This is a genomic window from Microbacterium sp. 22195, assembly GCF_052056515.1.
GTDB lineage: Bacteria > Actinomycetota > Actinomycetes > Actinomycetales > Microbacteriaceae > Microbacterium.
In genome coordinates this window covers 976,075-990,748 of the sequence record NZ_JBQEPE010000001.1, presented here as the reverse complement: position 1 = coordinate 990,748, position 14,674 = coordinate 976,075, and the positions used below count along the sequence as shown (strand labels likewise).

At 69.4% G+C, this 14,674-nt stretch carries 10 protein-coding genes; 5 read left to right on the top strand and 5 right to left on the bottom strand.

Translation table 11 applies throughout. From position 1 onward, the window contains the following. Positions 1 to 2 precede the first annotated feature (2 nt). The 4 genes from mtrB (at position 3) to hpf (ending at position 4,893) form a co-directional block, all read left to right on the top strand. Positions 3 to 1,679, top strand: coding sequence for an MtrAB system histidine kinase MtrB (mtrB, locus tag ACTJJ4_RS04910; protein WP_440942258.1), 1,677 nt, complete (start codon positions 3 to 5; stop codon positions 1,677 to 1,679). Continuing rightward, positions 1,676 to 3,382 carry an LpqB family beta-propeller domain-containing protein gene (locus ACTJJ4_RS04905; RefSeq protein ID WP_440942257.1) on the top strand — a complete coding sequence of 569 codons (1,707 nt, stop codon included), beginning with the start codon at positions 1,676 to 1,678 and terminating at the stop codon, positions 3,380 to 3,382. Before mtrB ends, ACTJJ4_RS04905 begins: the two co-directional genes overlap by 4 nt. Positions 3,383 to 3,480: 98 nt before the next feature. Continuing rightward, positions 3,481 to 4,146, top strand: coding sequence for a ComF family protein (locus ACTJJ4_RS04900; RefSeq protein ID WP_440942256.1), 666 nt, complete (start codon positions 3,481 to 3,483; stop codon positions 4,144 to 4,146). A 90-nt stretch (positions 4,147 to 4,236) separates the two neighbouring features. Next, positions 4,237 to 4,893, top strand: coding sequence for a ribosome hibernation-promoting factor, HPF/YfiA family (hpf, locus tag ACTJJ4_RS04895; protein WP_292701901.1), 657 nt, complete (start codon positions 4,237 to 4,239; stop codon positions 4,891 to 4,893). 60 nt (positions 4,894 to 4,953) lie between these two features. Here hpf and ACTJJ4_RS04890 read toward each other — a convergent pair whose 3' ends face one another. Both ACTJJ4_RS04890 and ACTJJ4_RS04885 read right to left on the bottom strand, forming a co-directional pair. Beyond that, a complete protein-coding gene (locus ACTJJ4_RS04890; protein WP_440942255.1) occupies positions 4,954 to 6,276 on the bottom strand; it encodes a hypothetical protein in 1,323 nt (440 codons plus the stop codon). Between the two features lie 82 nt (positions 6,277 to 6,358). Then, complete coding sequence (locus ACTJJ4_RS04885) at positions 6,359 to 6,952, bottom strand: PadR family transcriptional regulator (RefSeq protein WP_440942254.1); 594 nt, start codon at positions 6,950 to 6,952, stop codon at positions 6,359 to 6,361. 210 nt (positions 6,953 to 7,162) lie between these two features. On the opposite strand from ACTJJ4_RS04885, the gene secA reads away from it, so the two are divergent. Further along, positions 7,163 to 9,922 (top strand): preprotein translocase subunit SecA, encoded by a 2,760-nt coding sequence (secA, locus tag ACTJJ4_RS04880; RefSeq protein ID WP_440942253.1) that lies wholly within the window; start codon positions 7,163 to 7,165, stop codon positions 9,920 to 9,922. Between the two features lie 140 nt (positions 9,923 to 10,062). Here secA and ACTJJ4_RS04875 read toward each other — a convergent pair whose 3' ends face one another. Genes ACTJJ4_RS04875 through fdrA form a run of 3 tightly spaced genes read right to left on the bottom strand, consistent with a single transcriptional unit; the run spans position 10,063 to position 14,671 of the window. Next, positions 10,063 to 11,700, bottom strand: coding sequence for a hypothetical protein (locus tag ACTJJ4_RS04875; RefSeq protein ID WP_440942252.1), 1,638 nt, complete (start codon positions 11,698 to 11,700; stop codon positions 10,063 to 10,065). Then, a complete protein-coding gene (locus ACTJJ4_RS04870; protein ID WP_440942251.1) occupies positions 11,697 to 13,121 on the bottom strand; it encodes a DUF1116 domain-containing protein in 1,425 nt (474 codons plus the stop codon). Before ACTJJ4_RS04870 ends, ACTJJ4_RS04875 begins: the two co-directional genes overlap by 4 nt. Then, the gene (gene fdrA, locus ACTJJ4_RS04865) at positions 13,121 to 14,671 is read right to left on the bottom strand and encodes an acyl-CoA synthetase FdrA (protein ID WP_440942250.1); all 1,551 of its coding nucleotides are present in this window, start codon (positions 14,669 to 14,671) and stop codon (positions 13,121 to 13,123) included. The genes ACTJJ4_RS04870 and fdrA overlap by 1 nt, the downstream gene beginning before the upstream one ends. Positions 14,672 to 14,674: the final 3 nt, after the last annotated feature.

The window sequence follows — 14,674 nt, the reverse complement described above, 5'->3', positions numbered from 1 at the left end:
CCGTGATCGCGACGACCGCGACGCGGGTGCAGGCCGTGGACTGGCGGTCCCCGCGCAGCTGGCCCGGGGCAGTGATCGCCGAATGGCGACACTCGATGCGGTTCCGCGCCACCGTCATCACACTGGTGGCCACGGCGCTGACGATCCTCGTCACCTGCGTCATCATGGGGCTGGTCATCCGCAACGACCTCTTCGAAGCGCGCAAGGACGAGGCGCTGCACAACTCGCGCGCCGCCGTGGCGCAGGCGCAGCGTGTGCTCGAGTCCGGTGTGGCGGGCGACGACCGCGCCACCCTGTCCAGCCTGTGGCGTCAGGCGCAGAACGAGCTCGGCCGTGCGGCATCGTCGAAGCTCATCGTGGGCGTGGTGTCCGAGCCGCTCGGCGACGGCTACATCCCGCCGGGCTTCAACAGCCAGCAGTTCAGCCCCGCGCAGCTCAGTGGCGAGCTGCTCACCCGGGTGAAGGATGTTCCGGCCCGGCAGGCGTGGCAGTCCATCGCGCTCTCCCACAGCGACGCTCCGGACTCGGCGGGGATCGTCGTGGGCCAGATCCTCGAGATCAGGGGTGTCGCGCGCTACGAGGTCTACATCGCGTACGACCTCGCCGACACCGACGAGACCCTGCAGTTCGTGCAGCGCACCCTGTGGCTCGCCGGGCTCGCGCTGGTCACGCTGATCGCGGGCATCCTCTGGCTGGTGCTCAGGTCCGTGTCGGTGCCGATCATCGAGGCCGCGGAGACCAGCGCGAGGCTCGCGTCGGGAGACCTCGGCGTGCGGCTGCGCGTGCACGGCGCCGACGAGCTGGCCAGCCTCGGGCACTCCTTCAACGCCATGGCCGACAGCATCGAGGCGCAGATCAAGGAGCTCGCCGAGCTCTCGCTCGTGCAGCAGCGCTTCGTCTCGGACGTATCGCACGAGCTGCGCACGCCGCTCACGACCATCCGGCTCGCCGCCGAGATGATCAACGATCAGAAGGACCAGTTCGACCCGACCACCGCCCGGACGGCCGAGCTGCTGCACACCCAGGTGCAGCGCTTCGAGACGCTGCTCTCGGACCTGCTGGAGATCAGCCGCTACGACGCCGGATCCGTGCAGCTCGAGGTCGAGGCGACCAGCCTCGCGCAGCTGGCCGAGGAGCTGGTCGAGCAGATGAGGCCGCTGGCGGAGACGCACGGCATCGAGCTGCGGATGGTGGCCCCCGGCGGGTACTCGCCCGTCGACATGGACCCGCGCCGGATGCGCCGGGTGCTCCGCAACCTCATCGGCAACGCGATCGAGCACGGGGAGGGGCAGCCGGTGGTGGTCACGGTCGACAGCAATCAGCATGCCGTCGCCGTGGGCGTGCGGGACTTCGGGATGGGCATGCGCCCCGAGGACGCCGAGCACGTGTTCGACCGATTCTGGCGTGCCGACCCCTCGCGCAAGCGCACCATCGGCGGGACGGGGCTCGGGCTCTCGATCGCGCTGGGCGACGCCAGGCTGCACGGCGGCACTCTGCAGGTGTGGTCCGAGCTCGGCGTGGGCAGCAACTTCGTGCTCACGATCCCGCGCGCCGGCGGCGAGGCCACCGGTCAGGGGCCGATCCCGCTCGAACCGCCGGAGACCCTCGCCGACCTCGGCAGCGTCACGCAGCCGATCGTCGTGCGCCGCTCCGACCCGGAAGGGGGCGATCGCTCATGAGGCGCATCCGCGGCATCCGTCTTCTCGCCGTCGCCGTCGTCGGCCTGCTGCTCGCCGGCTGCACGGGTCTGCCCACTTCGGGACCGCCGAATCCCGGCCTCGCGATCGGGGGCGAGGAGGACACGCTGATCTACACCCCGATCGCGTCCGGACCCAAGCCGGGCGACAGCCCGGAGGGCATCGTGAAGGGCTTCCTGGAGGCGTCGATGACCCCGGCGGACAACTGGGAGATCGCGCAGGAGTTCCTCACCGACGACTTCCGGCCGACGTGGAAGCCGGGCACTCTCGTGACGATCGACGAGTCCGTGCTGCAGCGGAAGTTCCAGTCCTCAGTCGACTCCGATGACAAGTCCGCCAAGACCGCGGAGGTGCACGCCCAGTTCGAGCAGGTGGCGAACGTCGATGCCTCGGGCGCGTACAACGCGGAGTCCGGACTGGGCAAGGCCACCTATCAGCTCAAGCGCGTCAAGGGGGAGTGGAGGATCGCCAAGGCCGCCGACGGGATCGTGCTGGATGCCGAGACGTTCGGACAGGTCTATCAGAAGTACGCGCTGAAGTACTTCGACACGAGCTGGTCGCACCTCGTCCCCGATGTGCGCTGGTTCCCGCGGCGCACGGCCATGGCGACGTCCGTGGCACGGGCGCTGATCTCGGGCAAGCCCAGCGACTGGCTGGCGCCCGCGGTGCACAACGCCTTCACCGAGGACATCACTCTCGCCGGCGACGCCGTGACCGTCGACTCCTCGCAGGTGGCGACGGTCGCGCTCTCACGCAGCGCGCTGTCGGCGTCGGCATCCGATCTCGCCCGCATGCGCACCCAGCTGGAGGGGAGCCTGTCCGGCGCCGGCGTCGCCGAAGTGCGCTTCACCGTCGACGGCGCGCCGCTGGAGGCCGGCACCGTCCCCCTGGACGAGAACATCCAGGAGGCCGGGGTGCTCGTGCAGAACGCCGAGACGTTCGGACGCGCCGTGTCGGGCGAAACGATCGAGCCGGTCGGCGGGCTGACGGCTCAGATCGCGAAGATCACGGCCCCGATCCGCGCCGTGGACGTGTCGCTGGATGCGACCCTCGCGGCCGTGCAGATGCAGGACGGCACCGTGTGGGCCCTGGCGGACGGGAACTCCACGAAGCTCGACGCGCGCGCCGACCTGATCGAACCGTCCCTGGACCCGTTCGGGTTCACCTGGACCGTCCCGCGCGGCGCGCCGGGTGAACTGCAGGCGTGGGGCGCGCAGGGTCCGCCGTCGCATCAGATCGCGAAGGCCTGGCCGGGCTACGACTCCATCAGCCAGCTCCGGGTCTCGGCCGACGGCGCCCGCGTCGCCGCGGTCGCGACGCAGGCGGGACAGCGTCAGCTGGTCGTGGCCGCGGTGCTGCGCGGCAAGTCTTCTGAGCCCACCGAGCTCGGTCCGCCGCACGTGGTGAGCCGTCTTCCGGGCCCGACGCTCGGGCTGGGATGGGTCGGTTCGGACACCCTCGCTGTGCTCACCAGCACGCCGGATCCGGCGTTGACGATGTACCCGGTGGGCGGTCCCTCCGTCGCGACCGCGCCGCCGGATGCCGCGGCGACGCTCGCCGGGGCCAAGGCCACGACAGGCCTGCGCGTGCTCGGCTCGGACGGCTCCGTCTACGCGCAGCGCGGATCGTCGTGGCAGGTGTCCATCGAGGGCATCCGCGTGCTCGGGACCCGCGCCGGGTACTGAGCTCCGACTGCTCCTGCACATCACGCGGCCTGCGGGACTTGTGCACGGATGCCGTGAACCGGCGCCCGTGCGTGGCACGGGCGGGCCAGGATCGTCGAATGGGTCACGGACGCGCGCGACGGATCGCCGAGGAGCTGCTGGCGCTGCTGCTGGCGGCCGCATGCCCCGGCTGCGATCGCACGGGGGAGCTGCTGTGCGACGAGTGCCGGCGGATGCTGATCCCCGACCCGCTCGATCTGAGCACGCCCGGCGGTCTCGTCGTGCACGCGGCGCTGAGGTACGAGGGCGTGCCGGCCCGATGCATCCGCCGTGTCAAGGAGGAGGGGGCGACCGCGCTGGCCGACCCGCTGGGGAGTGCGCTGTCGGTCACCCTGGCCGCGCATGCGCCGCGGAGTGCCCTTCTCGTCCCCGTGCCGACGAGCCGCGCGGCGTTCCGGCGCCGCGGCTACCGCGTGCCGGAGCTGCTGATCCGGCGAGCCGGCGGCCGAGGAGAGCGGATGCTGCGCACGGCCCGCCGCACGCGGGACCAGCGCGACCTGAACCGGGAGGAGCGGGCTCGCAACGTCGCGGGCAGCATGCGGGTCGCGGGTGCTCCCGGAGCGGGTCGCGAGGTCGTGATCGTCGACGACGTGGTCACGACGGGCGCGACCCTGGACGAGGCAGCGCGGGCGCTTCGCGCAGCCGGATACCGGCCCCTGTGCGCGGTCGCGCTGGCCGCCACGCCCGGACGTCACGACACACGGAAAATCCAGGTGAACGGATAGTGACATGTCCGGGCGCGGGGACTAGCGTAGGGGTTCACAAGGCGACCACGGTCCGCCCTTGGCCGGGAGGACCGGGACAAGGAGGCAGTGATGGAAACGAGCATCGTCGGCGTCGGAGTGAGCATCTCCGACCGGTTCCGCACGGTTGTCGAGGAGAAGACGGCGCGTATTCAGACGCTCGCGCCGCGAGCTCTCCGGCTCGAGATCAAGGTCACCCATCGGGCCTATCGCAACGGTCGCGTGCCTGATGAGACGGTGGAGCTCACGCTCCTCGGGAAGGGACCGGTCATCCGGGCGGAGGCTGTCGACGCGGACAAGTTCACCGCGCTGGACATGGCGCTGGACAAGCTCGCGGAGCAGCTCCGGCGCGCCAAGGAGAAGAGGATCGACGGCCGCAACCAGGCCCGAGGCGCCCACTTCGAGAAGGGCAGCGGATCGCTCGCCGGCATCGACGTGCAGCCGGCCTCCGTGGATGTGCTCACGGCTGTCGCGACCGGGGCCATCCCGGTCGTGGAGGACGAGGAGGAGACGTACTCGCCCGTCGTCATCCGCACGAAGAACTTCGACGCCGAATGGATGACCGTGGAGGAGGCCGTCGACCGGATGGAACTGGTCGGGCACGACTTCTTCCTCTTCGTCGACGCCCGCACCGATCACCCGAGCGTGGTCTACCGCCGCAAGGGCTGGGACTACGGCGTGATCTCCCTGACCACGGCCGCGCCGCCCGCGGAAGCGCTGGCATCCTGACCGACTGACACGAAGAGGCGCCCTCCCCGATCGGGGAGGGCGCCTCTGTCGTGTGGTCGATCAGTCGAAGATGCCGTCCAGGATGCTGCCGATCACCAGGCCGCCGAGCACGCCGCTGACGATGTCGCCGCCGCCCCCTCCGCGGCGTCCGCCGCCGCCCCAGCCGTCGCCGCCCCACGGCTGCTGCTGCGGGCGGGAGGAGTCGATGTCGCGCTGGGCCAGCTGCAGTGCCTCGGATGCCAGCTGCGCGACGCGGCGCGCGGACGAGAGCGCCTGCTCGCGGGTGTCCTCCGCGGAGATCATGCCGGGCACGTCGACGCGCAGCCGTTCCGCCTCGGCGAGGCGGGTGCGGGCGTCCGCCCCGATCCAGCCGCGGTGACCGGCGATCAGGCCGCGGGCGACTCCCAGCTGGCGGTCGGCGTCGTCGAGCGCGTGCTGCACCTGCTCGACGGAAGGGAGCGGATGCTGCATCCGGTACTGCGCCTTGGCGATCGCGTCGTCCAGTGCGCTGTTCGCCGCCCGCAGCTGCGTGAGCTCGGCGAACGGGTCGTTCGGGGTGCCGGTCGGGGCCAGCGCGCCCAGAGCCGCTTCGAGGGCGGCTGCGGCTGCGGTGACCTCGGGCGTCTGCGGTGCGTTGCGCGCCGCGACGATGTCGCCGCGCGAGTCGGCGACCACGTTCGCGAGCGTCGACTCCGCGCGCAGGGCCTGGATCTCGAAGTCCTCGACCGCGTCGAGCATCGCACCGGCGCGGCGCACCGCCTCCGTGGCGGTCTCGAGGGCGAGGTTGGCCTCCTCGTTCTGCTTGGCGGCCCGGCGTCGCTCGGAGACATCGGCTCCGTGGGTGGCGAACGCGATGAGCTGCTCGGCCTCGTCGCCCGACGACGCGATGCGTCGCATGGCCGTCTCGGAGTACCGCGACGACAGCCGCGCGATCGTGTCGCGGGCCTGCGGGATGCGGGCCCCGAGCGCCTCGGCGTCCCGGCGCACCTGCGCCGTCACCTCAGGCGCGCGACGCACCTTGGCGATGGTCTCGGCCAGCGTGCCGGTCTTCTCGTCGAGCAGGGACTCCGCCCATTCGCACAGCTGCGCGATCCGCGCGTTGCGGGTGCGCAGCTCCTCGACCGTGTCCGGGATCTCGTCGTGGTTCAGCTGATGCAGCTGAAACGCCTCGCGCAGGTGCAGGCGCACGGCATCCAGGGCCGCCTTCAGGTCCGCAGTCAGGGAGTCGCCGAGCTCCGCCTGCGCGAACGCCAGTTCGTCGGACGTGGTGCGGATGCGCTCGTCCGCGGCCACCAGCGCCTGCTCGGCACGGCGCGCGAGATCCGCGTCCTGCGCTGCGAGCGCTTCCTCTTCACGTCTACGTCTGCCCCAGAATCCGGCCATGAACCGATCCTACGAGCCTCGTGTGATGCGGGTGCTGTGCATCCGATGCGCCTTCGGCGAACACCCGCCCGCCCGCGCGTCGCTAGGCGGCGTCCTCGGCGCGCGGTGGCCGCCCTCTCCGGGGGGTCTGCGCGCTGAGCGGCAGCTCGCGGGCGCGCGACGAGCCGGGCGGCAGCTGCGACGCCACATGGTCGAGCCACCGCACCTCCGCCTCGGCGCGGAAGATGAGTGCGTCGGCGACGAGAGTCGCGGCCAGGTCCTCGCCGCCGGACGTGCTCAGCGGTCGGGCCGCGCGCAGCTCCTCGAGCGCCGCGAGCGACGCCTCGCGCTGGCGGCGCATCACGGACGCGACGTCCACGCCGGGGAGGGTCGCCGCCAGTGCGAGCTTGATCGGCAGCTCATCGCGCGTGCCGGCCTGCTGCGGGACGGGGGAGTCCAGCCAGTTCCGCACCTCGCCGCGACCGGCATCCGTGATCGCGTAGTAGACGTGCCCCTGGTCGTCGACGTCGCCCTTCCGCACCAGGCCGTCCCGCGCCAGCCGTTCGAGGGTGTTGTAGATCTGGCCGACGTTGAGCGGCCAGGTCGATCCGGTGCGGCGGTCGAATTCGGCGCGCAGCTGGTATCCGTAGCACGGACCCTGATCGAGGATGGCGAGCAGGCTCTGGCGGACGGACATGCGGTCTCCGATCATCTCCCGGTATTGCATTGCCGAGTATATGCATGCCCGGAAACGTCGCGGCGACGGCGTGATCCGCGTGTCCTGTTCGCGCTCAGCGTGGCCGGCCGGCCCCGCAGCGCACAGCGGATGCATGTCACGGGCCGGTAACATGACACGGTATGCCCGGCGACGACCCTTGCCGGCACCCGAGATCCAAGGGAGACATCCGTGGCGAATCCTCTCGAGAAGATGCTGCGCGCCGGCGAAGGACGCATCCTTCGCAGGCTCAAGCAGACCGTCAAGGCCGTGAACGCGCTGGAGGACGACTTCGAGAAGCTCACCGATGAGGAGCTGCGCGGCGAGACCGCCGAGCTGCGGGCACGCTACGAGAAGGGCGAGACCCTCGACCAGCTCCTGCCGGAGGCGTTCGCCGCCGTCCGCGAGGCCGCGCGCCGCACCCTCGGCATGCGCGCCTACGACGTGCAGATCATGGGCGGCGCCGCCCTGCACAACGGCAACATCGCCGAGATGAAGACCGGTGAGGGCAAGACGCTCGTCGCGGCCTTCCCGTCCTACCTCAACGCCATCGCGGGCAAGGGTGTGCACGTCATCACGGTCAACGACTTCCTGGCGTCGTACCAGTCCGAGCTGATGGGGCGTGTGCACCGCGCCCTCGGCATGACCACCGGCACGATCATCTCCGGTCAGACTCCCGACGTGCGCCGCCAGCAGTACGCGGCGGACATCACCTACGGCACGAACAACGAGTTCGGCTTCGACTACCTGCGCGACAACATGGCCTGGCGCAAGGAGGACCTCGTCCAGCGCGAGCACTTCTTCGCGATCGTCGACGAGGTCGACTCGATCCTCATCGACGAGGCCCGCACGCCGCTGATCATCTCCGGCCCTTCCTCCGGCGAGGCGAACCGCTGGTTCACCGAGTTCGCGAAGATCGCGCGCACGCTCGAGCCGGGCGTGGACTACGAGGTCGACGAGAAGAAGCGCACGGTCGGCGTGCTCGAGCCCGGCATCGAGAAGGTCGAGGACTACCTCGGCATCGACAACCTCTACGAGTCGGCGAACACCCCGCTGATCTCCTTCCTGAACAACTCGATCAAGGCGATCTCGCTGTTCAAGCGCGATACCGACTACGTCGTCATGAACGACGAGGTGATGATCGTCGACGAGCACACCGGTCGCATCCTGGTCGGACGCCGTTACAACGAGGGCATCCACCAGGCCATCGAGGCCAAGGAGGGGGTGCCGGTCAAGGCCGAGAACCAGACCCTCGCGACCGTCACCCTGCAGAACTACTTCCGCCTGTACGACAAGCTCGCCGGTATGACCGGTACCGCCGAGACCGAGGCGGCCGAGTTCATGTCCACGTACAAGCTGGGCGTGGTCCCGATCCCGACGAACAAGCCGATGATCCGCAAGGACCAGCCGGACCTCGTCTACAAGAACGAGCAGGCCAAGTTCGCGCAGGTCGTCGAGGACATCGCCGAGCGCCACGCCACGGGGCAGCCGGTGCTGGTCGGAACCGTCAGCGTCGAGAAGAGCGAGTACCTCTCCCGCCTGCTGGCGAAGAGGGGCGTCAAGCACGAGGTGCTCAACGCCAAGAACCACGCACGCGAGGCCGAGATCGTTGCCCTCGCCGGAAAGCTCGGTGCCGTCACGGTCGCCACGAACATGGCCGGTCGAGGCACCGACATCATGCTCGGCGGCAACGCGGAGTTCCTCGCCGTCCAGGAGCTCAAGGCCAAGGGCCTGGATCCCGAGGAGACTCCGGAGGAGTACGAGGCCGCGTGGGACGAGACCTACGAGGCCATGAAGAAGAAGGTCGCCGAGGACTCGGTCAAGGTGACGGAGGCCGGTGGCCTGTACGTGCTCGGCACCGAGCGTCACGAATCGCGCCGCATCGACAACCAGCTGCGCGGCCGCTCGGGCCGACAGGGTGACCCCGGTGAGAGCCGCTTCTACCTGAGCCTGACCGACGACCTCATGCGCCTGTTCCAGTCGGGGGCCGCCGAGGCGATCCTCGCGCGCACCAACTTCCCGGACGACGTCCCGATCGAGTCGGGCCTGGTCAGCCGCGCCATCCGCAGCGCCCAGTCGCAGGTCGAGGCCCGCAACGCCGAGATGCGCAAGAACGTGCTCAAGTACGACGACGTCCTGAACCGCCAGCGCGAGGCGATCTACGCCGACCGTCGGCAGATCCTGCACGGCGACGACATCGCCGACCGCGTGAAGCACTTCATCGAGGACGCCATCGGCGGCGTGGTCGACGACCACACCGGCGAGGGTCACAACGAGAGCTGGGACTTCGACGCGCTCTGGACCGAGCTGAAGACGCTGTACCCGATGAACGTCACGATCGACGAGGTCGTCGCCGAGGCCGGCGGACGCAAGGGCGGCATCTCCGCCGAGGGGCTCAAGCGCGAGCTGCTCTCGGACGCGCTGATCGCCTATGAGAAGCGCGAGCAGGCGCTCGGCGAGGCGGCCACCCGCGAGCTCGAGCGCCGTGTGGTGCTGCAGGTGCTCGACCGCCGCTGGCGCGACCACCTGTACGAGATGGACTACCTGAAGGACGGCATCGGCCTGCGCGCGATGGCGCAGCGCGATCCGCTGATCGAGTACCAGCGCGAGGGCTACGCGATGTTCCAGTCCATGATGGGGCAGATCAAGGAGGAGTCGGTCGGCTACCTCTACAACCTCGAGGTCGAGGTGCGCCGTGCCGGCGCCGACCAGACCGAGGTGGAGGCGAAGGGGCTGGTCGACCAGCAGCCCGAGCAGAAGCTGGAGTACTCGGCGCCCAACGACGCGGGCGATGTCGAGGTCCGCAACGAGCGCGGCCAGGTGCAGCAGGCCGCCACCGAGCGCGCCGCCACCGCTCAGCGCGGTGCGTTCGGCCAGCAGGTGGATGCCGAGGAGCAGCCGGCTCCCGCGAACCGCGAGCAGCGCCGCGCGCAGAGCAAGAGGAAGAAGTGAGCGCCCTGCGCGGATGAAGAAGGCCGGCCCTGCGGGGCCGGCCTTCTTCATCCGCACGGACTGTGGTGCTCCGTGCAGGAGCGCGTCTCGCGCGCGGAGGGGTACGGGAGCGCGAGCTCCCGTACCCCTCCCGTGGTGACTCAGCCCTTGGAGGACTGGATCAGCGGCGGCGCGACGGCGTTGCTGAGCGTGATCTCGTCGTTCGCGGTGAACACGACCGACTCGTTCGTGATCCTGTCCTGGATCCACTTCGCCAGGAACAGCACCGCCACCATCAGGTACGCGACGAGGAACATCACGTGGGTGTCGGACAGCGCGAACTTCTCGGGCAGGCCCGGGACATGCGCGTGGATGACACCGAAGAACGACAGGACGCCCGCCAGCGCACCGATGATCGCGCCCTGCAGGGGCTTGTTGCGGATCGCGAAGATCGCGATCATGCCCCACAGCAGCGACGACAGCGGTGCGCCGTTGCCGAGCGTGGAGATGCCGGCGAAGTACGTGCCTGCGTGGTTCAGAGCATCCGCTCCCACCTCGGCCGTGTTCGTGCCCGCCGCCTTCAGCGTGTTGTTGATGAGGCTGTTCGCCCAGTTCGCGATCCACGGGAACAGCGCGATGAAGATCACCGGCAGCTCCACCTTCGGCGTCTCGCGCACCGACTGCGCGGCGGTGACGACTCCGATGTAGATCAGGATCGGCGCGATCGCCGCCATCGGGACCACCGACAGCAGCAGGGCGCTCATGCCGAACAGTCCCACCGCGAACATCGTGATGCCGTTCAGCATCGTGTAGCCGATGCCGGCGCCCATCTCCTTGTAGGCGGTGTGCCCGATGTACACGGTGACCGGGTACGGGTTGCCCATCAGTGCGCCGACCATCGTGGCGCCGCCGTTGACGAGCATCACGGGACGGGCGCTGTAGTGGTCGCCGGCGGCCTCGGCCGCCTCGATGTTCTCCAGGTCGAACACGTAGTTCGCCAGCGCCAGCGGCACGGCCGAGGCGAGGAACGGTCCCGCGTGGGCGACGCCGTCGATGAAGTTCGTGATCGACACCTGCGGCGGGTGCCAGCCCGCGTGCACCAGCGCGGCCTGGACCGCCTCCGGCGTCTGCAGGCCGAACGCCCATGCGGCGGCCGTGCCCACGATCAGCAGCAGCAGACCGGTCGGCACCTTGCCCAGGAAGGGGGAGCGACCGAACCAGTTCATCAGCACGAGCGTCAGCACGACGAACGCGACGACGGGGAACTGGAAGGACTGCAGCATCGGGTTCATGGCCAGCAGAAGCAGCCCCAGGCCGGCGAGGCATGCCAGCAGCACCGAACGGGGGACCGCCCGGCGCAGCAGGTCGCCGAAGAACGAGCCGACGAACAGGATCAGACCCTCCAGGAAGCCCCAGACGAGGCCGATGCCCACGGCCAGCTCGGCATCCTGCGTGGTCGAGTAGACCGGCAGGATCACCAGGAAGGTCACCGTGAAGATCGAGGGTGCGCTGGGACCGGAGGGAAGGGCCACGACATCGTCGCGACCCTCCTTGGCGGCGAGCCGCCGGGCGAACCAGACGTACATCGAGGATGTCAGCAGGATCGCCAGGCCGAACGCCGGCGCGATGCGCCCGACCACCATGTCCACCGGGAGACCCGCCATGGTAAGCAGGGCGGTGAAGGTGATGATGTTGGTCAGGTTGTTGGTGAACAGCGCGAAGAACGCCGCGATGTCACCCTTCTTCCACCATTTCAGCTGGCCGGCGGTGGACACGGATGCCGGCGCGGGGGCGGTCACGGCTTGACCGTCTCGGCAAGGGCGCGCAGCGCCTTCTGGAAGGCCTCGACCGGCGGGTGGGTGATGCCCGCTCCGATCATGCCGATGCCCGGCTCCTTGTGAGCGATGGCGGTGTTGATGATCGGCAGGATGCCGGTCTCCATCACCTTGCGCACGTCGATGCCGCTGGGGACGCCCATGAAGTCGAGCGCGGGGATGGTGATGTTCGGGTTGTTGCCCGTCGTGATCGCGTTCATCGTGCGCGAGTAGCCCATGGCCTCGGCGACGGTGCCGCCGACGAGGGCGACGATCGCGGGGGCCGCGGCCATCGCGAAGCCGCCGATGCCGAAGGTCTCGGTGATGGCGGAGTCGCCCATGTCCAGACCGGAGTCCTCACGGGTGTAGCCGGCGAACATCGGGCCGATGACCTCCTGCGCGGGGCCGGTGAACCACTGCCCGCCGGTGCCGGAGACACGGATGCCGAAGTCGACGCCGTTGCGCGCCATGGTGGTGACGATCGTCGAGTTCTCGATGCCGTTCGCCGCGTCCATCGAGGCCTTCGCCGCGACCATCCAGGTGGGGCCGGAGAAGTAGTCCGACGAGGCGACGAAGTCGAACACCTCACGCTTCTCCTTCGTGGTGAAGTCGGTCTCGAGGATGTACGGGGCCAGCGCCTGGATCAGCAGGGTGGTGCCGGCCACGTTGCGGTTGTGCGCCTCGTCGCCCATGTGCAGCGCCTGCGAGAGCATCAGACGCAGGTCCAGGCCCTCCTCGTTCAGCGCCATGGCGCCGGCGAGCACGGGACCGAACACGTCGCGCATCCAGTTCAGGCGGTCGATGACCGACTGGTCGTTCGCGCCGAAGCGCAGGATCTTCGACAGCTGCTCCGACAGGTTGGTGAACGCGGTGTTGCCGTGGGTGCGGTTGGTGACCTTGTGCACCCACATGCTCGCGCTGGTGACGCCGGCCATCGAGCCGACCGACTGGTGCTCGTGGCAGGGCGAGAAGGTGATCTCGCCCGAGGCCGCGAGCTCGAACGCCTCGTCGACGTCCTTCGCCAGGCCCTCGAAGACGAGCGCGCCGGTGACGGCGCCCTTCATCGGGCCGGACATCCGGGTGAACTCGATCGGCGGGCCGGCGTGCAGGATGGTCTTCGCGGTCATCCCGGGCACGGTGTCGATCGCCTGACCGAAGCCCTCCAGGAAGGGCTGCGAGGAGAGGATGCGCTCGAGGGCGACCTCGTTGGCGGCGTCGATCTTCTCAGCGACCGCAGGGTCCTCGAGCCGGCTCAGCGCGGCGATGACCTCCGGGTCGCCACCGCCCGGCGGGGTCCAGTCCATCAGGACCGGCTCGACGCCCTGCGTCTTCAGGTCGTCGGCGAACATGTCGAGGCCGAGGTTCACCGGCTTCAGATCGGAGGAGAAAAGGTCGTTGACGCTCATCAGTTGTCACCCTTCGCGACGAATTCACGGGCCAGCAGGCCGAGGTTGGTGGAGGAGGAGGCGATGGTCACGCCGGCGGCCTCGAGCTTGGCGACCTGCTCGGCGAGAGCCGGGGTGTCCAGGTCGGTGCCGAGGACGTAGCCGAGGATCTCGAGGTGCTGACCGCGAGCGGCCGCCTTCGACTTGGCCTCGGTGATGGCCGGGATGGTGACGCCCACCGGGTCCTCGTGCGATCCGAAGCCGAGCACGAAGTCCATGGCGATGACGCCGACCTCGGGGTCGTCCGCCTCCTGGACGATGCGCTGCAGACGCAGCGACGGGTCGATCATCGGGTGCGGACGGCCGTTGGTGAAGTCGTCGTCGCCCATGTCGAGGAAGGTGTGCTCCTTCGAGGCATCCATCGCGCCGATCCTGTACGCCGGGTTCTTCTGGATGTTGGAGTACACGTTCTCGTACTTGCCCAGGGCCGCGAACATCGACTCGTCGCACAGCGTGCCACCGCAGAACAGGCCGCGGATGTACTTCTGCTCGGGGGTGAGCTTGGCGCGCACCTCCTCGATCAGCGGGATGTTCAGCGGGTGCTTGTCCAGCGTCGACTCGTCGATGCCGGATGCTACGACCGCGGCGATCGCGAGGGGCTTGGTGCCCTCGGTGATCATCGTCACGTTGTCGTAGCCGGACTCGGAGCGGTCCGAACCGAGGAAGGTCACGAAGACGGGCTTCGAGGCTGCGCCGGCGACGGCGAGGACCTTCTCGGCGACCTCCTCCGCCGGCGGCTTGGAGATGAGGACGATGACCTTGGTCTCGGGGTCGGCGTCCAGGGCCCGGATGCCGTCGATCATCGAGATGCCGCCGATGTCGGTGCTGAGGTCGCGACCGCCGGTGCCGATCAGCTGCGAGATGCCGCCGCCGAAGTCGTGCACGCGGACGGACACCTCCTGGCTGCCGGTGCCCGAGGCGCCGACGACGCCGATGCTGCCGCGGCGCACTGCGTTCGCGAAGGCCAGGCCGGTGCCGTTGATGATCGCCGTGCCGCAGTCGGGACCCATGACGATCAGGCCCTTCTCGTGGGCCAGGTTCTTCAGCGACAGCTCGTCCTCGACGGACACGTTGTCGGAGAAGATCATGACGCTCTTGCCGGCGTTCAGAGCCTTGCGCGCCTCCCGCGCCGCGAACGCGCCGTTGACCGAGATCAGGACGAGGTTGGTGTCCTGGTTCTCCTCGAAGGCGCCGTCCAGGGTGCGGTAGCGCACCTCGTGCGCCTCGCCGGCCTTCTTGTCCTTGCGGGCCAGGATGTCGTTGACGGCCGCGATGGCGGCCTCGATGGCGTCCTCGCTCGCGTCGATCACGATCATCAGATCGCTGGGCCTGGCCTCGTCGACGGCGGTGTCGTTGACGCCGACATTGGCGACCACCTCCTTGTTCATCGGCGTCGCCATGCCCAGCAGGGCCTGGGTGACGCCCTCGACGGCGTTCGCCTTGGTGCTCATCGACATGAGCGAGACGGAGTCGAGGTAGGTGTTCTTCCTGATTTCGATGTGCCTGGTCATCGT

What these genes read in the sequence shown, in the direction of transcription:
- ACTJJ4_RS04905 (WP_440942257.1), top strand. Translation starts at nt 1,676, where the DNA reads ATGAGGCGCATCCGCGGCATCCGTCTTCTCGCCGTCGCCGTCGTCGGC.
- ACTJJ4_RS04900 (WP_440942256.1), top strand. Translation starts at nt 3,481, where the DNA reads ATGGGTCACGGACGCGCGCGACGGATCGCCGAGGAGCTGCTGGCGCTG.
- hpf (WP_292701901.1), top strand. Translation starts at nt 4,237, where the DNA reads ATGGAAACGAGCATCGTCGGCGTCGGAGTGAGCATCTCCGACCGGTTC.
- ACTJJ4_RS04890 (WP_440942255.1), bottom strand. Translation starts at nt 6,276, where the DNA reads ATGGCCGGATTCTGGGGCAGACGTAGACGTGAAGAGGAAGCGCTCGCA.
- ACTJJ4_RS04885 (WP_440942254.1), bottom strand. Translation starts at nt 6,952, where the DNA reads ATGTCCGTCCGCCAGAGCCTGCTCGCCATCCTCGATCAGGGTCCGTGC.
- ACTJJ4_RS04870 (WP_440942251.1), bottom strand. Translation starts at nt 13,121, where the DNA reads ATGAGCGTCAACGACCTTTTCTCCTCCGATCTGAAGCCGGTGAACCTC.
- fdrA (WP_440942250.1), bottom strand. Translation starts at nt 14,671, where the DNA reads ATGACCAGGCACATCGAAATCAGGAAGAACACCTACCTCGACTCCGTC.